Source organism: Rickettsia helvetica, assembly GCF_963970025.1.
GTDB lineage: Bacteria > Pseudomonadota > Alphaproteobacteria > Rickettsiales > Rickettsiaceae > Rickettsia > Rickettsia helvetica.
In genome coordinates this window covers 1,191,342-1,213,428 of sequence record NZ_OZ018776.1, presented here as the reverse complement: position 1 = coordinate 1,213,428, position 22,087 = coordinate 1,191,342, and the positions used below count along the sequence as shown (strand labels likewise).

The window sequence follows — 22,087 nt, the reverse complement described above, 5'->3', positions numbered from 1 at the left end:
ATCGAATGTTATTGCCAAAACAATTTCCAGGACCAACCGAACCAGCGATATTAATCTCAACCACTACCGGCTCTCAGCCGGTAGGTTGGTGGTAGGCACTAGAAGTGCCGTAAAGTTTAAGCTAAAGCTTATTCCAATCTAATATTAAAAATAGAAGTTGGTTGATGAGCTTCTGTATGGTTATTTATATATTCATTAAATGTACTAGTTAGGAGTTGATCTGACAGTATTGAGTAATCAGGCAGCTTGATAAGTTAAGGTCAAGTTGTCTGATATTGTCTCTATATTATCAATATTTTTATTAATTGCAATATAAAGAGAATCTTTAAAAGTTTGCATTGGCGTTTTACCGTAACAATGTTTACCTGAATGAGTTCTTTCATTATTATAACCTACAAGCCAGTTATCTATATCAGTTTGTAGCTCTTCTAATGTAGAATAAAACTTTTTGCGGAATAAAATGTGATAACATTCTTCTTGCATAGTTGTGTGGAATCGTTCACATATCCCATTAGTTTGAGGACTATAGGCTTTAGTTTTAGAATGATCTATATTTTCAATACCAAGATATAACTGATAAGCATGATGCTCAGGCTTGCCACAATACTCCGTTCCTCTATCTGTTAATATCCGAACCAGAGGAATATTATAGCTTTCAAAAAATGGTATAACCCTATCGTTAAGATGGTCTGCACTCGTTATAGCTGTTTTTTCTGTATAAAGTTTACAAATAGCAATAGAATAAGTATCAACGAAAGTTTGCTGATAAATACGTCCTATACCTTTTATATTCCCTACATAATAGGTATCTTGAGAACCAAGATAACCGGGATGTAAACTCTCAATCTCACCGCTTGCTTCACGTTTGTTTTTTACTTTTTCAAGAGCTGTTAACTGTACATCATTTAGATTTATCCTTACTATTTATTGAAGTCTAGTAAGAATTGTAGCAATAATCAAGAAAATCATTATTGTTAATTAATGCATAATCATCAAAACCTTATCAATATCAACATTATGTATCATAAATCAGATCATCAAGAAGAGGTAACTTAATTGGTATATTACAGACAATAGTAGTACTTTTACCTTTTTCACTTGTTACTTCAATCTCTCCATTTAACTCACCAATTAGACGCTTTACAAAACTTAATCCTGATCCAAGTCCATGATATTGCGCAGCAACATCAAATTTATCAATCTTTTCATGAAGATGTTGCTTGATTTCTTTAGACAAACCAACACCACTATCATGCACCATAAATTGGAATACCATTTCTCTGTTTTGTTGTTCTGATTCTGACAATGCAGGATTAATAGCAAACATGTTCACTGTTACCACAACTTTACCTTCTTTAGTAAAGTTAATAGAATTATCTATTAACTGCTCTAATATTGCCCCTATTCGATAAGTATCACTAATTATAGCATTTGTTAAATCATACTGAAAATTACAAGATAAATTTAATCCCTTACGTTGAGCTATTGGCATCGCTTTATCAATAATCTTATTTACCAACTGTTTTGGATCAAACTTATTTAAAACTATAGGAGGTAGTCCAGAATTATTCTGTAGATAACTAAGTATATTGTTATAATAATCTAGTAATTCTTCAGCACAACTTACCACACTAGCTAAATAATCCTTTTTTTCAGGATTATCTTCTACTTCATAAAGAGCTGTTACTAATGAAAAAATCCCATTACATGGAATCTTTAATCCATGTACTATATTTTGAACTACATCTCTTTTAAATAACTCAGATTCTTTCAATTTATTATTTGCTTCTTGTAATTCTAATTTATATTTAATTATATCAGTATAATTTGTGATCGTCGAGTTAATGATATTCTCTTCTTGCTGATATGGTATTAATGTGACAGATATGGGAGATAATTGAAGATTCCAATTTGTTTTAGTAAGATTATGATTATCTTTTGGTTGATTTTGATTATTAATTGTCATAACATTTCCTTGCTGTTAAAGTTAAGAAAACAGCTCAGAGGTTAAAGAGATAAAATTTTGTAGTTTTTAGTTTAACCTCTGAACTAGAACTGCACCACGGCCGCTCTTAGCAAGGACAGATATCACCACAATTCTACGAAGTACAGAGGATTTAAGAGCTTTTGTGACAGGTTTTTATACAATTGGGCAAACAGCTGCACAAATGAGACAGACTTAAAATATAATATTTGTTAGCCCTATTCTTTATCAATTATACATAGATAAAAATAACACTAAGTGATGCTATAATAAATACTAAAATCCTTTTGAATATGCTGTTTTACTCGCATTTAAGCCTCTTTTCTGATATAATCTTTAGTAGAAAATAAAGATAAATAACAAATTATGTCAGTAAAGAACTTAGATAAACCACAACCATTCCTGCAATGGGTGGGTGGTAAAAGAAAAATCGTTGATCAATTAGTTAAATTTATTCCTGAAAGACTAAACAACTACTATGAACCATTTCTTGGTGGTGGAGCTATTCTTTCATGTACGAGATAAATTTAAACAATGCTATTTATCTGACATTAACCTTGAGCTAGTAACGTCCTATAACGCAGTTAAGACAAATCCTGATGCGGTTAGTAAATTACTAGACTCACATAAAACAAAACACTCTAAAGAGCATTATTATCAAGTGAGAGCTAATAATGATAGTAGTGATCCAATAAAAATTACTGCAAGATTTATTTATCTTAATAGATATTCATTTAAAGGTATTTACCGGATTAATATTGATGGCAAACCAGCTCAAACTTTCTCTGGTAGAAATTATAGTAAATCTGATATTGCATCTAGACTAAAGAAATGTAGCAGCTTACTTACTGGTACATATATTTGTGCTATAGATTTCTCTTTCATTGAACCACAAAAAGGTGATTTTGTTTATTTTGATCCTCCTTATCATAAATCAGGTGAGAAGTTTTATACCAGATTACCCTTTGATGAAAATGAGCAAACGAGACTTAAAGATTTTGCTACAGAACTCAATGATAAAGGTGTTAAAATAATGGTTTCTAATAGTAATACTCCCTTTATTAGAAACTTATACAAAAATTTTAATATTAGTACTATTAAGGTTAAATATTCTATGCCTGAGCACAATAAAATATCTGATGAAGTAGTTATTACAAATTATCAATTACCACAATAGCTTAGTTATATTCAAACTTGATTAATTCAAAGCAATAATCTTGAGTCTTAAAAGCTTCTTCTAGATCTTGCATATGACGATTTCTAACATAGTAATCATTAAAAGCCGTTGTTGATTTGAGGATTACCTTGTTGTGACTATATCTTCCTCTACCACTACTAATTTACTTAATACCCCAAAATCAATATATTGGTTATAACGTTCAATGAGAAATTTCCTCACTTTATACCATATTGAATCAGGATTTAATTGTTTTCTTAGCTGCAGTAGATAATTTTGTTTTTCATCTTCAGTATTATTCTGCTTCGCTTCAAGCTCAGCAAATTGTATGATTTTCAACTTCTCAATACTACTGCCATAGATCATTTGTACTTGCTGTAGTATTTTATCTTGTGCATTTTCTGAAAGCGTAATATTTTTAAGCAGTTTTATTTGATAGCTATTACCTACTACCCCAATAAATAAGCAGGAGCTTAGTAATTTATAAGCTGAATCAGGATCAAAACTACCAACAATTTTACGTTTTAGCTGAGCTTGCAAGCTAGTATCAAGGCCACTTTCTATCTTATCTAGGTATTGCTCTTTAGCGTTGTTTAAGTCGCTAGATTTAAACTGAAATGTAGCATTATTAGCTTTAGTAGTTTCACGTAACTCATGAGCTAAAGCTTTAGCCATAGTTCAGTAGGACTTTCTTATGAGCAAAATGGTGATTGGAATATTCTCCTGCAAGCTTTAAGAGCAATTTGTTGATAAAATCTAGGTTAAATTCTCTATTTGATTTTACTTGTAGTAAATCAGCATCTTCTTGGCTTAATGGATAAAAATCTGCTAATTTTTTTCTTTTGAACCAGCTTTTATGATTAGTAGCAGTAATTGCAGCATTATTGCTACTTGATTCTGTAGGATTATATTTTTTAGAAATGTTATCAATAACTGCTTGCAGTGCAGTATTAATTCGTGTAGCACCTGTTGTGATATTAGCACTAGATGAACTGATATTATCACCTTGTTGTTCATCATTGATTGATTTTATAACATTGCATTGTAAATTTGCTTCAGGTTTTTGTTCTTGTAACTGAGTTTGGCTATTGTAATTAGATTCATTTTTTTTATTTTGAAAAATTGTAGATTCGCTAGATCTAGATTTATTAGATATATTTTTATTATTATCTATATATATTGTCTCATCCAAACTTTTTTGGGGCTGAGGCAAAATTTCTTTGGGTTTCACCCCAAAGTTTTTTGGAGTAGGTACAAAATTTTTTTCATTTTCAGAAGGTATTTTGCTAGAAGTAGGTTGGAAATTTCTGGCTAGCTTAATACAAGGAGTATTACGGCATTTAATGCCATATTTAACTATTGTTGCTTTATAAAATTCGATAAAGCCACTCTTTTTTAACTCAATTAGACACTGTCTGACACGTTCTTGAAAAACTCCCAAATGTTCTTCAAAGAAGTGATAAGTTTCTTGAAGTTCATCGATACTATTATTGTAGTAGATTTGCATACGGAAGACTATTAGGGATAGCAGTTGTCTTGCAGTTTTGCTTAATATCTTACCATTATGAGAGGAAAGAGTACTCCATTCAGGAGGGATAAAATTACCAACAAAATTATAGAAAATTATTGAATTTTTATCACTATGATTATGGATTACACAATCAGGAGTGAAATGTGAGCAGCATATAGTGTGCATAAGACCTCAACTTAAACATTAGGTTTAATCGAGGTAATAGAGCAATTAATACACCATTTTTAAAAATGCGAGGAGCATATAGTGAGCATACAGAGTAGGGAGGTAAAATTAGTATATTATGAAAAGCCTGGAGGTAAGGTGGTGGGCGATGGGGGACTCGAACCCCCGACCTTTACGATGTCAATCTAAAAGCCTCTTTTACCACACTTTTCTGCTTTTTTCTCATATACTAATTTGTAGCTCATAATCCTAGTATTTAATGGGTTTTCCTTAATTACCAAAATTATAGGCTTAACTGTAGTAGAGTTGCAATTATTTGTCAATATTAAAAAAATAGTACAAATCTAAAAATAACATGTGGATATGATGAGCATATAGTTAGTGCAAATTCATGATCAATTTTTAGCTTGTAAATATACCTGGACCTTTTGAATTTGATAAGAAATTATAGCAACTATTGGTTATTTAATTGTATATAGTTAGGATAAATTATCATGTTTTAAAGTATAATCCTGTTTAACATAAGATTTGTTTTTCTGAGTAAAGCATACTACAGTTTAATTATATATGAATTAAGCTGTGGGAGGATTTATGTCAGTTAAATCACTATTGTTTACTAAAGAAGCATTACATGAAATTAAAGCTCCACAGGCAAAACGAGATGTATATAAAGATACCAAAGAAAAAGGATTATTGCTAATCGTATCATATGGTGGTAGTAAAATATTTTATTTGGGCACAGTACTTGATAAGAAATATCATAGAATTAAAATAGGTGTGTTCCCTGATCTATCAATTATTGATGCTAGAGCCAAAGCATCTGAATTAAAAGGTGAGATCGCCAAAGGATATAATCCTGTAGAAGAAAAAGCTAGATTATCAAAAGAACTGACCTTTAAGGAGCTTTATGATAAATACCTTAATGAATATCTAAATATTACTACTGACCAAATCTGATATTTACAAGATTTTAGGATCATTTTGTAATTATCACTTGCAAGAAAAATTACTGCAGTTCATTTAGATCATTCTGTCTATAATTCATTGCTTCTCCAAACATTTCTACACTATCTGCCAGTATTTCCTCAGATGAATAATTTGCATAGATACTTGTTTTCTCACTCCTCTGATGTCTTTTGCTTACTATTTCTTCATATCTGTCTTTCATAACATCTTTGTACCACTGAGGTTCACTATTATAATTAGTAATAAAATTATCTATAGTATAACTAGCAAAGGGATTATTATCCATCATAGGTAAAATTTCTGACGCAAGCTTGTTTATTCTAATAACTTGTTCTTGTTCAAGTGAGACATAGTGAATATTACTAAGAGACTGATTCATGCCAAATAACTGGTAGATCAACAACTGTCCAAGAAGTAAATTACCATTTATATCAACTGTATTTGTTGTGATACTATTCTTGCTATCGTCAAAATTAATTGCCAGGTTATTTGATGAATTTGAAGCATTTTCTCTTATAATATAATCTGTATAATTATTCGATATTGTCTCCGTTAAGTTAGTAGTATTATTAGCAGTACTATTAGTTAGTTTTGGTGCCATTGACAAAACTAACTCTTGTAATAATTTAATACCATTTATAAATGACATAGTCATATTATTTGAATTTCCATATTCTTGCTGATGCACTGAATTCTCATTTCCTACAACGGTAGCTTCAGCTCCAGGTAAGATATTAAAACTTGGAAGTCTAATCCATGAAAACCAACCACTATATTCAGTATTATTATTTTCATGCTCTGTCTTTGCTTGACTATTTTGAGTAACCTGCTTCTGGTCAACTATAGTTTGTAAATTTTTATCTTCTAATTCTTGGTTAGCTTCAAGTTTATTTCTAGTAAAAGTACTATCTTTTAATAGAGCTATATCCTCATTGTTAGCATGTAGATCTAGATGATAGTACGTATCAATTGCTTTATAATACCTTTCTACATTTAGCTTAAGATCTAAACCTTTAGTGTTTATTTTATTAATAAAACGTCCATTTCCTATTAACTCTAAGTCAATTTTATCCTTATAAATTTCTAAATTATTAAAAGTCAAGTTATATTTATTTTGAAGATTATACAAACTTATTTTCCATAATGCATATGGACTAAGCATAAAATTACCATTCTTAATCTCACCGTATGTATCACCTATCACCACTGGTTCTTCTTTATTATGCTTTTTTTCAAAATAATACGACACCTTTTGGCTGGTGGTTGTTATTAGATATATTGTATCATTATATCGATAGTATGAATTACCAAGATGAGTAGCGCTTATTTGAAATCCTTTTAGTACGTTATCTATTTCAGATTGTACCGTTTGGTTTGTTGCCTTAAAATACAGTGCTATATTATTAAACTTAATTGCATCTTTATCGGAACTAGAGTCCATTATATCAGCTCTAACTACTACTTCTTGTCCAGATAATAGTTTTGAGAACATGTTTTTATGTTGCTCATTTTTCCATACAAAGAATGGTTTGTTGGAAATATAACCACTCTTAAACTCTCCTGTAGCAGTGAATTCATAGTGTTTTGGTGATATTGTTTTATCTTTTATCAACTCTGATCTTATGGTTTTTATTTGTTCTATTGCTGAATAGACTAAATTCTCAAGTGTGGTAGTGTTTTTATTAGCACCACCTAATTCAAGATGTGATGGTAACACCAGTTCCTTCAGATAAATGTGAGCAAATGGAAATACAAACTGTTTGAAGCCATTGATGGCTGTTTGATATTGCTTTAATACAAGATTAGATCTGATTAATATCTCTAAAGACGCTACAGCATCCTTAAGATTTTCATCAGTAATATCTATGTTACTTGAACCAGCAGAACTGATATTTGCAATGTAATTAGTTAAATTTTGCTCTTTCTGATAATTCTGTATATGATCGTAAACATTGATTAGGATAGTCATAGCATCTTCTAATTTTTCTATGCAACGTACTAAATTAGCTTGAGTTTTAAGACCTTGTGTCATTTGTTGCATTTGTAACTGCATATCTCTTATAGTACTTTGTACTTGCCACTTAGTTACATCAAGTGCTACTGATGACTTGTTACCTAATTTATTTGCTACTTCACTTAAATCATCTTGCATATTCTGTAATGTTGGAGTGATCACATCATAAATTGTATCTTCATATTGTTTTAATCTCTGCAATTCTTTGTATTTCCGGTTAATAGCCTCATTTATTACATCGAGTTGTGTTTGTCCAGTTTTGTACTTACTGTAAGTATCAAGGAGTACTTCACTGAATTGCATAGCTTTTTTGAAATTCTGTAGTACTGATAACGCTTTTACAGTGTTCTGATCAGCAATACTTACTACCTGAGATTTTTGTAGTTCTCCCTCTTGTGTTTGCAATGTTGCTGTTAATTCATTTTCTAAAACTCGAATTTCCTTAAAATTAAATCTTTTTTCATCAATTTTATTCAACCTGTCTTTAATCTCAGCCACTTTGACTGATATATTTCCTAATTTCTCTGAATGTTCATTGATACCTTGCGATATATCTTCTAATGTTTTTTTAAGGCGAATCACTTTTTGGTCTCTAATAGTTTTCATTTGACCTATTAGTGACTCAATATTCGATATACCTTGTGGTAATTTTGATGTGTTATACTGACTGTTTTGATTATCTAAAACAAAAGATTCAGCTATTTTACTGCCCACTCCAATAGCTGTACCAACAACTGCTCCACCAGGTACAAAACTTATCATTTGACCTATAATCTTAATTGGAGCGAGCAAGCTCTGTAATACCAATGCGTTTTCTAATTTATTTCTATGCTCAATGAATTCTTTTGTTTCTTTCTTGTTTTGGTTTTGTAATGTTGTTACATCATCAATCAATGATTTGATTTGGGTATCAATCTCAGTACTAATATTTTCTATTTCAGGTCTAATGTCTTTTGAAATAAGCTCCCTAGCTTCTGCAATTTTTTTATCAATTGCTTCTTTATAATCTTGTTTATATTTATTTATTATATTTTTCTTATTCTGTGCATGTTGTAAATCTTTTAACTCACTAATGTTCTCTTTCACCAAATTTAAATATGAAGTTATATTAATAATCAGATTAGATTCTGAGTTATCTTGTAAACTGTATATCTTACTTAAAGTAGCCGTATACAAATAACTTAGAACCTTTTTATATTCATTAGAATCTCCAACATCTTTGGGATGTTTTGCATACTCGCTTATTCTCTCTAATAGAGATTGATAAAAAGGCAGCAAGTCTATATCTTTATTGAGCTTATAAAACTGCTCCTCTAAACCTTGTAATTCATCTACCAATCCTAGTGTATTATAAACATCTTTAACATTCTGATTGCTATCCAAACTATTTGAAAACTTGGTTAAAAAAGATTTGGTAAAACGATCATTTAAGTTTTCTCTTAAATAGCTTTTATACTGATTTATAATTTTGGCTGGTTCAAGAATAATATCTGTTGATTTTGGATTTTTTATGTCCTTACTATTCCCACCATCGGTGCCATTTCTGCCTGATGGACTTTTTTTACTGTATATTTTCTCCTCTAATCTCCATCCTTCTGCTGAATAAGCATTTGCAATGTATGCAACTATATAATCTATATCATTACCACTATCTCCTCCTATTCCACCCGTACCATTCTTTCCATCTTTTCCAACATCATTATACTTTGATATTCTTGAATCATTACTCAATTCAAATAGTGCAATACTTCCTGGTAGTCCGCCTATCCCTCCTCTTCCACCATTACCACCATCTCCTCCCTTTGTTCCAGGTGTACCAAAAAGTTTATACTTACAAACAGGCCTAAAATATAAACCAGATTTCCCATCACTATCATGATAGGAATAATCAATTTTTTTACAATTAAACCCATTAATTTGTTTACCACCATCACATAAATCCTTATAACAAGGAGAGAGATCAGATGCTGATTTAACTATAGGGCTACTTCCATCTCTTCCTTTGAATCCATCTCCACCATCTTGCCCTGCACCACCTATCCCACCATTAGCAGTAATTGTCAAATTTCTACCATTAATAAATTGGTCTCCAATCCCAAAGAAACTGCCACCAGGCCCTCCAGCTCCACCTGGCTTGCCATCTTTTCCATTAATGTGTCGCTCGGTACCACCCTCTGCTTTAGATCTACCGTGTAGTATATGCAAAGTAAAATGTTTATTCTTCTGTATTGTTTCATTATAATGAGATTCTCCCTCAACACCATCTAATGATATTGTTTTAGTACCTATAATGTGCCATTTCGGGGCTATAACGGTAAGCGTATTGTTTCCTAATGATACATCTTCATCAATAAATAGTGTGTTTAAAGCAAAAACATTTAGGAATTTTAATTTTTTTGCTAATTGAGTCATAGTTAAATTACAACTATTATCCATATTAATAGTCATATCATGTGGTAGGATACCTCCCCAATGTTGGTGCAAAAATTTTAGACCTACCTCCATTAATACTTCTGAAGCAACAATGTAATTTCCTTTTATAAAAAGATATGGTTCTATACAGCTTACATTTATCTTATGTTTTAATGTTAAATCTAAAACATGGTTTAATTCTTTTAATCTTAATCCTGTAACCGTAATATTTTTAATGTTATCATACTCTGCTATTTTATATTCTGCTGTTTTGTTTAAAAACACCTCAAAATTATTTTTATTTATCTCTATCCCTTGCGGTTTTTTTTGTCTACCCCAATCTTCAAGATTAACAACATTATATTTACCTCTATCTTTCTGTATTTCATATTCTGAGAACTTAGAATACAAGCTATTTAAAAATATATACCACTGCTCTGATTGATTCAGGTAGTTAACTGCATCTTTAAATGGGGATATCCAGGTTAATGTGCCATTAATTAATTCTTTATTACTGATAGTTTGTAAAAAGTTAAAATATTTTTCCTGATTTATAATGGTTGGTATATTATTCTTAGCTATACTAATTCCTAGACTATTTGTCCTATCATAAATTGTTTGCATGGTTTTTAACAATTCGTTTCTAGTTACTGAGCCTTCAATTTCTTTTTCTATTTTAAGTATAACATCATGTTCTTTTCTCAATTCAGCTGGCAATTCCTGAATTTCAAGTAACTTCATTTTGTTATCATAATGTCCATGTATTGCTTTTACTGTACCATTAAGCTGTTGATTAAGCTTTTCTGCCGTATCACTAACGTTTTTCTCAATATTGTCCCTTAATTCAGAAAAGTACGGTAATATATTTTTAAATAATTCTGCCCATGGTCTAGTACTAAATGTCTTATCACTTACAATTTGTAGAAAATTAAAATATTTCCCTTGATTCAATACATCTAATATTTCATCTTTAAATAAGTTAATGTCTAAATTACTAATACTAGTATTAATCTTTCCTGCTAATTCTTCTGGATTTGTTAAATTTGTAAGCTCTACTACAAGATTTGATGTAATGTTATATCCCTCATTGAACTTAGATGAAAATGTCTGAGCTTCTGATGGGTCTACATCAACAATAGCACTACTACTAGTAACAAAAGATTTCATCTTATCATCCATTTGCTCTACTAAGTCATGATAATATCTTTTAACTTTCTCTGCTATATTGTGAACATTAGACCATATGTTTTGATTGATTTCGTCTACTAAATCATGAATGGAATTTTTAGATGTATCAGAGATAGTATAACCAAAATCTTCATCAAGTTTTGCAGTAAAATTAAGTTTTTCATACAATATTCTTTCTATGTGTTCTTTTCCTTCCTGTAGCAAAGTAATATTGCTTAAAGGTCCAGGTTCATCTGGTCTCCTAAAAATTCCTATCTTTGTATAATAATCATCTTCTTTTGCTAACAACACATCAATAAATTTTATGCTATTGTTATAGAATTTTTGTTCTTCAATAAAAATATCTGGAAGCTTTACTCTTTCTCCCAAATCTTGCTTAACCTCTTGTAAAAAATCAGCAATAGCTCCTATGACTTTACTGTCTTCCACTAAGGTAAAGCTTTTGCCTTGCTTTATATATTGGTTATTAACTTTTGTTGCTACAATAGCAATACTACACTGAAATTTATCAATGTCTTTTACAAGGTCAATAGCATGTCTTATTAATTTCATGAAGTCTTGTCTATCAAGACCTTTCTGAACTGAGGAGTGATTAATAATAAAAATCATTTTCACACTTTCAGCATGATCTATTACTTTTTTGATAAAGTAAGTTGTTGCTATATCATTACTCGTACTCCTAGTATCGCTAAATCCAGGACAATCATAATAGGTTGTGTTTGTCTTAGTACCTACTACTAATTCAGGAAAAATTGTTTTAGATGTTATAGTCGAATTACCAATCCTATTATTATCTTCAATAAGAAATTCACCAGTGCCTGCTGCTACTTCTTTTGCTATTAATTTATCATTATCCCCGGCAATCCACTGAGTAAATGTAGTCTTACCAGCTCCAGTATTACCCAATATTAAAACTATATCTTTGTATTTATCATTTAACTGTATCTCACTCTCACCTCTTTTTAACAAATCAAAAGTGAATCTGATTTGAGATTTTATTTGTGTATTACCTGTGTTATTAGCAGATTGCTGATTATTCGTTAATTCTGTATTGTTCATAAGGACCTCCAATCTGACTATATTCATTCAAACACTTGATTCATTTGAATTTGTGTCCAAAATAGCAGCATCTTAATCCTTCAATTACAGAACTTGTATGTTTGACAGTAAATTTATCACACACCGCTACTATATGCACACTTATTTGCAATCTTAATTTTATTAAAACATATAAATTCATCTGTGTATACTTAAGTTATTGATTTTATTTCAAAATACATTTGACTTCCAAAAAATTATTCAGCATTCATGATGGTTACAATAATTTGAGGTTCAAACATTAATATGGATAACGTCATAAAACAAAGATTAAAATTAGAACAAAAAAAAGCTAATATACTTATGCAAGAGGCTAAAATGAAAATTAGAGAAAGAAAAGCTCGTACTCGTCATTTAATTGAACTTGGAGGATTAGTTGTTAAAGCTAAACTTGACTGCCTGCCAGCTAACAGCTTGCTTGGAGCCTTGGTTTCTCTACAAAATGAGTTGATTCAGCATCCAAATGTGCAAGATCAATGGACTCAAGCTGGCAAAAATATTTTTGATCAGAAAAATGATCAAAATCTGTTATCTTAGCTTTCAGCTTACTTGAGTTTTGTATTTAAATATTGTATCTATAACAATACTTATTTAATTGCTTTTGAATATCTGGCACTTTTAGATAACTAGCAAAAGGTATAAATGTATGTAAGGTTTCTAAAGTGGTTTTTTGTATTTTATCTAGAGGTTTAGCAGATATAGTCTGCATGTTATGTAATCTATCGCATAGCTTAATTAATAATAAATCTTTTTTATTTTCTTGATATAATATTTTTACCATTTCTGCTGAGCTGATTTTCCTATTATGTTTGATTCTAGTTAAATCAGTAACATAATTTGCAACTTTATTACCAAAATCTTTAGCAATTGTTTCTTTCGTAAGATCTGTATCTTCTATACAATCGTGTAGTATTGCTGCAATTATTATATCTGTCTTAAATAAATAATCAGTTACTATATAAGCTACTTCTATAGAATGAGAAAAGTATAACTCTCCCGTTGCCCTTCTTTGATTATTGTGATACTTAAAAGCTATATAAATAGCTCTGCTTATTTTATCGCAATCAACTTTAATTTGAGACTTGCTATTCTTTGACAACAACTTATCTATTAACCTTTTGCTATAACGACAATCTATAGCAAGTTTTCCTATATCATCAGACGTAGCTTCCATAAACTTCTCCCCTCTGTAGTTTTTAAATGCTTTATCTATATTGGCGATAATAATCTTACTTTTGTACTGTTAATTAACTATCCAATATTATCATATATAAAATCATCGAGCAGAGGTAATTTCACTGGTATATTACAGATGATAGTAGAGCTTTTACCTTTCGTACTTGTCACCTCTATTTCTCCATTTAACTCATCGATTAGGCGTTTGACAAATTTTAGCCCTGATACTATTTCTTCATATTGAGTATCAAACTCATCAAATTCTTTACGTAAATATTCCTGTATTCCTTCGCTTAAACCAATTCCTGTATCATGTACAATAAATTGCAACACCATCTCTCTTTTGTTCTGTTCTGATTCTGATAATGCTGGGCTAATTGCAAACATATTAACTGTTACCACTACATTACCTTTATTGGTAAATCTGATGCCATTATCTATTAATTGCTCAAGTATGGCTTCTATTCTATAGCTGTCACTTACTACTGCATTGGTGATTTGATACTGAAAATTACAAGAGAGATTTATTCCTTTATCTTTAGCAACTGGTCTTGCTTTATCTATAATCTTATTTACTAATGATTCTAGATGAAATTTCTTTAACTCTATAGAAGGAAGACCAGTGCTACTATGTAAATTCTTACTTAATTTATCATAGTAACTTAGAAGACTTTGGGTATAATCTACTATACTGGCTATATAATTCCTTTTTTGCACATCATCTTCTAATTCATGCAATACTGCTACTAATGCAAAAATTGTATTACAGGGTATCTTTAAATTATATACTATATTTTGTATTAGATTTTTATTAATGCATTCCACTTGTTTTAACCTGCCTGTTAACTCTTGCAGCTCTGACTTGTATTTAACTATATCAGAGTAATTTGCTACTAAATGATTTATGTTAGATTCTGCATTAGATAGTGATTCATATGATGGTATTAATGTAACAGATATTGGTGATAATTGGAGTTGCCAGCTATGTTTAATAGAATTTTTAAGCTGGTCGATATCTTTTTCTTGATTCTCGTTGTTAGTTGTCATAATCTTCCTCTGCTGTTTTGTGTTGTAAAATAGTAGCTGGAGGTTAAATGTTAGAATTTTGGAGTTTTATAATTTAACCTCTATGCTTAGCGTTATCTTACATAACGTCAAATCACAGATATCCCAGCTATTTTCAGAAGTACAGAGGATTTTACAGCTTTTTTGACAGATTTTTATACAATTTAGCAAACAGCTGCACAAATGAGACACTGATAAAATACTAAAAAACGTACTTTATTAGCTCGTTTCTATATCACTACATATAATCAAAGTTAGCATTAATTGTGCCACAACAACACATCAAAATCTTTTAAATGCAGTATTGTACTAGCATTTGAGGCTGTTTTATGATATAATCTTTAGTAGAAATAATTAAGATCAATCATGGTTATGTCAGTAAACAAAATAGATAAACCTCAACCATTCTTACAATGGGTCGGAGGCAAAAGAAAAATCGTTGATCAATTGGTTCAATTTATCCCTCTAAATGTAAATAACTACTATGAACCATTTCTTGGTGGTGGAGCTTTATTCTTCCATGTAAGAGATAAGTTTAAACATTGCTATCTATCTGATATTAATCTAGAGCTAGTTACCTCCTACAATATGATAAAGAAAAATCCTGATAAGGTTAGTAAATTACTAGACTCACATAAAGAACAACATTCTAAAGAACATTATTATCAAGTTAGAAGTAATAATGATAGTAATGATCCAACAAAAATTACTGCAAGATTTATTTATCTAAATAGATATTCATTTAAAGGTATTTACCGTGTTAATATCAATGGCACGCCAGCTCAAACTTTCTCTGGCAGAAATTATACTAAATCTGATATTGCTTCTAGATTAAAGCAATGCAGCAGCCTTTTAGCTGGCACATCTATTTTTGCTACAGATTTTTCTTTCATTGAACCACAAAAAAATGATTTCGTGTACTTTGATCCTCCTTATCACAAATCAGGTGAGAAATTTTATACCAGATTACCCTTTGATGAAAGTGAGCAAACAAGACTTAGAGATTTTGCTCTAGAGCTAAACAATAAAAGAGTTAAAATAATGATTTCTAATAGTGATACTCCTTTTATTAGAAACTTATACAAAAACTTTAATATTAGTACTATTAAAGTTAAATATTCCATGTCTGAGCATAATAAAACAGTTGATGAAGTTGTTATAACGAACTATACTACGACTTCACTGCAAAGATTCTAATCCCAATAAATTAATAATTTCTTCTGCACCATCAATTTCTTTGTGATCTTGATAATAAGAAATGATTTCTTCTCTTTTATTAGGCTCGAGCTCTCCATTATATAAAGGCATACTGTATTTATCTAGCATCTTATAAATATATGGATGCAAAATTTCTGAATCTTCATCTGCATAATAAAGATCTCTATGTAATAGCTCTATGTAATAGTAAGTTCTCGACAACCTCAGATAATTTCATATCTTCAAGTTACTTTACAAGATTAACATAGTCATAATTATCGAGTAATGTCACCAATCTGGATACGTTATCGTTAAAAAATGTATTAAATTTATTCAGAATCGCTGCTACAAATTCATTAATTTTACCAATTATATCCGGATAATCAGCACAATGATTTTGTCGAATTATATCAAAAATATGTCCTTTAGCATTTGGTACATCATTTATTGTTTGTATAATATTTAAATACTCTTCAAAATTTAAATTTTTAATTTCATTAGGAATTATAAATTCTAAATTATCGGTCTGAGTGTTCTGTGCTACCAATTTTTGGAAGATATTTTGAAGTTTAGATGCTTTTATAAAGCACATAAAAACCACGGGGCTTGCCCCGTGGATGTAGTGCTCCCCATATCTTTCTGCTATGGTGATGTATGCAGATTAGAAAACAAGGTCACTGTGCTTACCGATGTGAATATCATTTAGTGCTGGTTAGTAAATACAGACGCAAAATATTTAATGATGGTAGTTTCAAATATTTTCAAGGCGTTCTGAAGCAGGTATGGGAAAATATCCCTGAGGTAAAATTATTGACAATAAATCATGATACAGACCACATTCATATGCATCTATCAATACCACCCAAGGTAAGAGTGAGCGATGTGGTTAGGACAATAAAATCTATCACTGGTCGATTATTAAAAAAGAAATTTGAATATATAAGAAAAGCTTATTGGGGCATTGATGGAATTTGGTCGGATGGATATTTTGTCGCGACTGTTGGAATCAATGAGCATATAATTAAACGATATATAGAACATCAGGGGTAGGAGGATATGGGGCAAGCGCAGCTTGTACTCGACCTTTAGGTCGACATAGATACCACGGGGCTTGTGCCCACAGCTGTCGAAAGTAGATAAAAATAGTTATAATCTAAACTTTATAAGATCAATATGCCCCCCAGATAATATTACAATATCATGGATTATTTCCTTCTCTAGTAATAAGCAAAACCGTAATAATGGAATCTTAAAACCCTTTAATTTATTTATTTTTTAAATATGGTAAATAGAATCGCAGCTATTAATATGCTGTATAAATATACTATCATGCCATTTTGAGAATGACTGATAAAATGTTTAAACTGTAAATGCTGTTTTATGAATTTAAAAAATACTTCTATATCCCATCTTTTCTTATATATCTCTGCTATTTCTTCAGCAGAACTATCCGATAAATTTGCTAAAAACCATATTTCTTTATTTTTGTAATCAATGGTTTTTATTAATCTTAAATTACATTTGATTATCTTGTTAGCACTGTATAAATTTATAATCTCATCACTTTGTATTTGTAAGTTACTATGATTATTTTGATGCTGCTTGATCTCTAACTTTTTAATAACTCTATAGCGTCTATTAGTTTGTACTCTAGTCACAAATTTTATTTCTTTGTTACTGAAATCTTCATAGGTAGTTGTTTTACAGATTCCTCTATCAAATACTAATATATCTTCCTTATCTAGCTTAGATTCATTTATAGCTTTAACTAATGCTACATCATCACTTGCTTCAGATTTATCATTGCAAAATCTTATATTAGATGGAATTTGTCCTTTTAAACCTACACTCAGCTTTACTTGACTATCATTCTTTTTACCTCCTATTTTTAATCCATCTTTAATTACTCTGCCAGAAAGATTAATAGTTGTTGAATCAAATAGGTGCAATTGTCTCCTTTCTACCTTATTAAAACGGCTATTATACTTTTCTACTAGTTCATCATAAATTGCTTGGAAATACTCTGTTTTTATTGTTTTTAATCTTTTACCAATAGAACTATGATCTATTTTATTTTTACCAGCCTTTTTTGTTTTAAGAAGATTACTTAACTCTAAAGATACCGGTACTATTTCATCTAATGTCCTTAAGCTAATCGGTCTACCAAGTAGTGACGACCTAACAAAACTTTTTAAAATAAAGGCTCCTGTAATTTTATGATTGGCTTTATCTACGGTATATTTTCTCCCTACCTCTATCAGCCTCTTATCACTAATTAAGTTCATTATTTCTTTTATTTCCATTCAGGGTAACCTCTTTAGTTTTTTAGTTACCTGTTTAACTCCTCCTAATACTTTTTTACATACTTATTTCTTCTTTTCTACTTTCGACAGCTGTGGGCTTGCCCCGTGGAGTGTTCACTTTATTCTCAGATACAGCTTCGTTTATTGCGGTTTTAACTCGATACCCCATATCGATATTACCAAAATTAACTTCAATAATTTGTGTGTCTTTTAAAGTTCGTGCCAAATATTGCACTCCATTATTATCTATGTTGTTGCACTTCAAAGAAATCGAAGTCAAACAACTATCTTTTAGATGGTCTGATAGGTATCTCATGCCACAATTACTTATAATATTAGAATCCAGATTAAGATGGCTGAGATTGGATTGTTTTAGATGCTCTGATAGATATTTCACTCCATCATCTGCTATTTGATTAGAGTCACGTGAGAAATCATCATTACTGAACACAATAGAAGTAAGGCTAGTATGTGTAAAGCATCTGCCAGATACTTTATGCCATTGCTTGTTATACCATTATTTTCCAAATTTAAAAAAATTACATTGGTGTTTTTTAAACCTGTAGATAGGTATTTCATGCCATCATCTTTTATCTGATTAGCCTTAAGACCAAGAGAAGTGATACAAGTATCCTTTAGAATATCTGCCAAATACTTTATTCCCATGCTCCCAATATCAGTATTATAAAGGTTCAAAGATGTGATATTGGTGTGTTTCAAGCCATCAGCTAAGTATTGAGCTGCATTACTATATTTAGCTGCATTACCACCTATTATGTTATTGCCTAAATTAAGAATTTTGACTTGCGTGCTTTCTAAAGCATTCATTATAACTCTAATTTTAATAGGATCATATATGTTACCTCGAATGTTAACACGATTAACCCTGGAATCTCTATCTAATTCCTGTATTAGATTGCAACCATTCCATCCTATCCGCATTACATGCATTGTTAAGTCCCAAAATTCTATGTTTTTATAATGAAAGTGGCTGAACATAATATTCTCCTATTAAACTTTATTCTGACAAGAAAAACAAACGACCCAAAATACTTCATCTGATACTTTGGACAATGATCCGTTACTACGATCCTAATCTACATTTAAATACACTGCGATAATCTGTTCCGTGCCTCCCTTCAAATTTCTTAGCATGAATAAATTTCAAAAGATGTCTATTCACTTATATATTAACTTTCAAATTTTATCAATTTAAAAGTAAAGTTTTGAGCCTCAAATGCTTCTGCTAGATCTTGCATATAACGATTCCTGACATAATAATCATTGAAAGCTGATGTTGATTTAAGAATCATGTTCTGATTCACTGTATCCTCTTCTACTACCACTAATTTACTTAATACACCAAAATCAATATATTTGTTATAACGCTGAATAAGAAAGCTTCTTACTTTATACCATACCGATTCAGGATTTAATTGTTTACTGAGCTGTAGCAGATATTTTTGTTTTTCATCTAGGGTATTATGCTGATTAGCATTAAGCTTAGTAAATGCTATAATTTTCAATTGCTCAACACTCTTACCATAAATTATTTGCACTTGCTGTAGTAGTTTATCTTGTGCGTATTCTGAAAGCTTAATATCTTGCGGTAGCCTGATTTGATACTTACTATCCACTACACCAATAAAAGAGCAGGAGCTTAGCAATTCATAAGCTGTATCAGAATCAAAGATGCCAATAATTTTACGTTTTAGCTGAGCTTGTTTGCTAGTATCAGTACTACCTTCTATCTCATTTAGATACCGCTCTCTAGCTTTATCTGCATCGTGATAGTTAAACTGAAAACTCGCATCATTGGCTTTAGTAGATTCTCTTAGCTCGTTAGCAAGAGCCTTGGCCATGTAATTCAGTAAAACCTTCTTATGACCAAAGTGATGATTAGAATATTCTCCTGCAAGCTTTAAAAGCAATTTATTGATAAAGTCTAGATTAAACTCTCGATTAGATTTTATACGTAATAAATCAGCATCTTCTTGGCTTAATGGATAGAAGTCTGCTAATTTTTTTCTTTTGAACCAGCCTTTATTGTTTCTAGATTTTACTGCTGCATTGCGGTCAGCTACGTGGTGGCGTCTTGTATAATCAATTCTATCAATCACTGCTTGCAATGCTTGATTTACCTGTACTGGGTCTACAGTATTTCTATATTCCGTTGGCTTTTTACTATCTTGTTGATCATTTGCTGATTCTTCTGTTGTAAATTGTAAATCTTGTTTCAGATTTTGCTCTGATCCAGATTGTAATAATTGTTTATCTTGATCAATTTCATTTTTGTTAAAAATTTCACTATATCTAGATTTATTAGATATATTTTTATTATTATCTATATATATAGAGTGGTCCAAACTTTTTTGGGGTTGAGGCAAAATTTCTTTGGGGTTGACCCCAAACTTTTTTGGAGTTGGTAGAAAATTTTTTTCATGTTCATGGGTAATTTTCTGAGAAAATGACTAGAAATTTCTAGCCAGCTTAATACAAGGAGTATTACGGCATTTAATGCCATATTTAACTATTGTTGCTTTATAAAATTCGATAAAGCCACTCTTTTTTAATTCAAGTAAGCATTGTCTTACACGCTCTTGACATACTCCTAGAGAATCCTCAAAGAAATGATAGGTTTCCTGAAGTTCGTCAATACTGTTGTTATAGTAGATTTGCAAGCGGAAGACTATAAGAGATAGGAGTTGTCTTGAGGTTTTACTTAAAATTTTACCATTACGAGAGGAAAGAGTACTCCATTCAGGTGGAATAAAATTACCGACAAAATTGTAGAAGATAGTGGGATTATTATCACTCTCATTATGAGTTACACAATCAGGAGCGAAATGTGAGCAGCATATAGTGTGCATAAGACCTCAACTTAAACATCAGTTTAGAAGAGGCAATCAAGGGGATAATAACACCATTTTTAAAAATGCGATGAGCATATAATGAGCATACGGAGTATGAAGCTAAAATTAACAGATTATGAAAAGCCTGGAGATAAGGTGGTGGGCGATAGAGGGATCGAACCTCTGACCTTTACGATGTCAACGTAATGCTCTAACCAACTGAGCTAATCACCCGTATGATTTTTTAAAATTATGGACCTTATAATATTTATAATTAAGATAAGTGTCAATTGATTAGTTCAAGTTATATTGATAACAAATAATTGTATAATATATCAAATTTGATATATTATATATATAACAAAGTGGATTATAAAATTTATAAATAATGCTGCAGAGAAAGAAGTACAGAAGCTTACTTATGATCTACAAGCTGATTTTTTACATCTATGTGAACTGCTTATTGAGTTTAGTCCACATAATGTAGGAATGCCTCACACAAGAAATATAGAAGACAAACTTTGGGAACTAAGGTTACATGGTAAAGATAATATAGCAAGATCAATATATTATTTAGCTATGGATAAAAAAATAGTTATATTGCATACATTTATTAAAAAAACGGAAAAAACTCTTAAAACAGCTATTTTAATAGCTAAAACTAGATTAAAGAAAGGTTTTAATGAAAAACTTTGATGAATTTAAAAAAGAGTTATTATCAAACCCTGAAGTAAGAAAAGCTTATGAAGAACGAAAAATGGAATTTGAGATAGCAAGCACTTTAATAAAGGCTCGTCTTGCATCTAATATGACTCAGGTGGATGTTGCTAAAAAAATGTCTACTTCTCAAGCTCAAATAGCAAGAATGGAAAGCGGACATCATATTCCTAATTTCTTAAGCCTTCAAAAATATGCTAAAGCTGTAAATCAAAAAATTAATTTGTTAATTACCCCATAGG

14 protein-coding genes, 1 tRNA gene and 5 pseudogenes are annotated in these 22,087 nt (G+C 30.6%); 7 read left to right on the top strand and 13 right to left on the bottom strand.

Annotation, left to right across the window (positions count from 1 at the left end):
- Positions 1-237: 237 nt before the first annotated feature.
- Positions 238-915 (bottom strand): annotated as a pseudogene (locus tag AB1146_RS07300) (integrase core domain-containing protein); the annotation flags it as partial.
- Positions 916-1,015: 100 nt separating this feature from the next.
- Positions 1,016-1,966 carry a sensor histidine kinase gene (locus tag AB1146_RS07295; protein ID WP_010422327.1) on the bottom strand — a complete coding sequence of 317 codons (951 nt, stop codon included), beginning with the start codon at positions 1,964-1,966 and terminating at the stop codon, positions 1,016-1,018.
- A gap of 384 nt (positions 1,967-2,350) precedes the next feature.
- Here AB1146_RS07295 and AB1146_RS07290 point away from each other — a divergent pair.
- Positions 2,351-3,161: pseudogene (locus tag AB1146_RS07290) on the top strand (DNA adenine methylase).
- Position 3,162: 1 nt separating this feature from the next.
- Here the strand turns inward: AB1146_RS07290 and AB1146_RS07285 are convergent.
- Positions 3,163-4,857: pseudogene (locus AB1146_RS07285) on the bottom strand (hypothetical protein).
- A gap of 591 nt (positions 4,858-5,448) precedes the next feature.
- Between AB1146_RS07285 and AB1146_RS07280 the strand changes: the two are divergent.
- Positions 5,449-5,796: pseudogene (locus AB1146_RS07280) on the top strand (Arm DNA-binding domain-containing protein); the annotation flags it as partial.
- Positions 5,797-5,863: 67 nt separating this feature from the next.
- Here AB1146_RS07280 and AB1146_RS07275 read toward each other — a convergent pair.
- Positions 5,864-12,496, bottom strand: coding sequence for a hypothetical protein (locus tag AB1146_RS07275; protein WP_010422334.1), 6,633 nt, complete (start codon positions 12,494-12,496; stop codon positions 5,864-5,866).
- Positions 12,497-12,781: 285 nt separating this feature from the next.
- Between AB1146_RS07275 and AB1146_RS07270 the strand changes: the two genes are divergently transcribed.
- The gene (locus tag AB1146_RS07270; RefSeq protein WP_010422337.1) at positions 12,782-13,072 is read left to right on the top strand and encodes a conjugal transfer protein TraD; all 291 of its coding nucleotides are present in this window, start codon (positions 12,782-12,784) and stop codon (positions 13,070-13,072) included.
- 25 nt (positions 13,073-13,097) lie between these two features.
- On the opposite strand, the gene AB1146_RS07265 is transcribed toward AB1146_RS07270, so the two are convergent.
- Together AB1146_RS07265 and AB1146_RS07260 are read right to left on the bottom strand one after the other, a co-directional pair.
- Complete coding sequence (locus tag AB1146_RS07265) at positions 13,098-13,709, bottom strand: HD domain-containing protein (protein ID WP_010422340.1); 612 nt, start codon at positions 13,707-13,709, stop codon at positions 13,098-13,100.
- 77 nt (positions 13,710-13,786) lie between these two features.
- Positions 13,787-14,758 (bottom strand): sensor histidine kinase, encoded by a 972-nt coding sequence (locus AB1146_RS07260; RefSeq protein ID WP_010422343.1) that lies wholly within the window; start codon positions 14,756-14,758, stop codon positions 13,787-13,789.
- Between the two features lie 390 nt (positions 14,759-15,148).
- Here AB1146_RS07260 and AB1146_RS07255 point away from each other — a divergent pair, with 390 nt between their 5' ends.
- Positions 15,149-15,973 carry a DNA adenine methylase gene (locus AB1146_RS07255; RefSeq protein WP_029374785.1) on the top strand — a complete coding sequence of 275 codons (825 nt, stop codon included), beginning with the start codon at positions 15,149-15,151 and terminating at the stop codon, positions 15,971-15,973.
- Here the strand turns inward: AB1146_RS07255 and AB1146_RS07250 are convergent.
- On the bottom strand, positions 15,956-16,195 hold the full coding sequence (locus AB1146_RS07250; protein ID WP_029374786.1) for a hypothetical protein: 240 nt from the start codon (positions 16,193-16,195) through the stop codon (positions 15,956-15,958). The genes AB1146_RS07255 and AB1146_RS07250 overlap by 18 nt on opposite strands.
- Before the next feature lie 25 nt (positions 16,196-16,220).
- Positions 16,221-16,574 (bottom strand): hypothetical protein, encoded by a 354-nt coding sequence (locus AB1146_RS07245; RefSeq protein WP_355403877.1) that lies wholly within the window; start codon positions 16,572-16,574, stop codon positions 16,221-16,223.
- 53 nt (positions 16,575-16,627) lie between these two features.
- On the opposite strand from AB1146_RS07245, the gene tnpA reads away from it, so the two are divergent.
- The gene (gene tnpA / locus AB1146_RS07240; RefSeq protein WP_010422349.1) at positions 16,628-17,023 is read left to right on the top strand and encodes an IS200/IS605 family transposase; all 396 of its coding nucleotides are present in this window, start codon (positions 16,628-16,630) and stop codon (positions 17,021-17,023) included.
- Positions 17,024-17,241: 218 nt separating this feature from the next.
- On the opposite strand, the gene AB1146_RS07235 is transcribed toward tnpA, so the two are convergent.
- From AB1146_RS07235 to AB1146_RS07210, 5 genes and pseudogenes are all read right to left on the bottom strand, one after another.
- Complete coding sequence (locus AB1146_RS07235) at positions 17,242-18,276, bottom strand: IS4 family transposase (protein WP_010422352.1); 1,035 nt, start codon at positions 18,274-18,276, stop codon at positions 17,242-17,244.
- Between the two features lie 55 nt (positions 18,277-18,331).
- Entirely contained in the window at positions 18,332-18,673 is a 342-nt protein-coding gene (locus tag AB1146_RS07230) for a hypothetical protein (RefSeq protein ID WP_010422355.1), read from the bottom strand.
- A gap of 11 nt (positions 18,674-18,684) precedes the next feature.
- Positions 18,685-19,104 carry a hypothetical protein gene (locus tag AB1146_RS07225; RefSeq protein ID WP_198005257.1) on the bottom strand — a complete coding sequence of 140 codons (420 nt, stop codon included), beginning with the start codon at positions 19,102-19,104 and terminating at the stop codon, positions 18,685-18,687.
- Positions 19,105-19,466: 362 nt separating this feature from the next.
- Positions 19,467-21,146, bottom strand: a pseudogene (locus AB1146_RS07220) (hypothetical protein).
- 139 nt (positions 21,147-21,285) lie between these two features.
- Positions 21,286-21,362 (bottom strand) — tRNA-Val (locus tag AB1146_RS07210).
- Between the two features lie 114 nt (positions 21,363-21,476).
- Between AB1146_RS07210 and AB1146_RS07205 the strand changes: the two genes are divergently transcribed.
- Positions 21,477-21,824 (top strand): type II toxin-antitoxin system RelE/ParE family toxin, encoded by a 348-nt coding sequence (locus AB1146_RS07205; RefSeq protein WP_355404497.1) that lies wholly within the window; start codon positions 21,477-21,479, stop codon positions 21,822-21,824.
- Complete coding sequence (locus AB1146_RS07200) at positions 21,811-22,086, top strand: helix-turn-helix transcriptional regulator (RefSeq protein WP_010422366.1); 276 nt, start codon at positions 21,811-21,813, stop codon at positions 22,084-22,086. The genes AB1146_RS07205 and AB1146_RS07200 overlap by 14 nt, the downstream gene beginning before the upstream one ends.
- The last annotated feature ends 1 nt before the right edge of the window (position 22,087 follow it).

Excerpts from the sequence above, each read along its gene's own strand:
- AB1146_RS07295 (WP_010422327.1), bottom strand. The coding sequence starts at position 1,966 with ATGACAATTAATAATCAAAATCAACCAAAAGATAATCATAATCTTACT.
- AB1146_RS07275 (WP_010422334.1), bottom strand. The coding sequence starts at position 12,496 with ATGAACAATACAGAATTAACGAATAATCAGCAATCTGCTAATAACACA.
- AB1146_RS07270 (WP_010422337.1), top strand. The coding sequence starts at position 12,782 with ATGGATAACGTCATAAAACAAAGATTAAAATTAGAACAAAAAAAAGCT.
- AB1146_RS07265 (WP_010422340.1), bottom strand. The coding sequence starts at position 13,709 with ATGGAAGCTACGTCTGATGATATAGGAAAACTTGCTATAGATTGTCGT.
- AB1146_RS07260 (WP_010422343.1), bottom strand. The coding sequence starts at position 14,758 with ATGACAACTAACAACGAGAATCAAGAAAAAGATATCGACCAGCTTAAA.
- AB1146_RS07255 (WP_029374785.1), top strand. The coding sequence starts at position 15,149 with ATGTCAGTAAACAAAATAGATAAACCTCAACCATTCTTACAATGGGTC.
- tnpA (WP_010422349.1), top strand. The coding sequence starts at position 16,628 with ATGCAGATTAGAAAACAAGGTCACTGTGCTTACCGATGTGAATATCAT.
- AB1146_RS07235 (WP_010422352.1), bottom strand. The coding sequence starts at position 18,276 with ATGGAAATAAAAGAAATAATGAACTTAATTAGTGATAAGAGGCTGATA.
- AB1146_RS07225 (WP_198005257.1), bottom strand. The coding sequence starts at position 19,104 with ATGAATGCTTTAGAAAGCACGCAAGTCAAAATTCTTAATTTAGGCAAT.
- AB1146_RS07200 (WP_010422366.1), top strand. The coding sequence starts at position 21,811 with ATGAAAAACTTTGATGAATTTAAAAAAGAGTTATTATCAAACCCTGAA.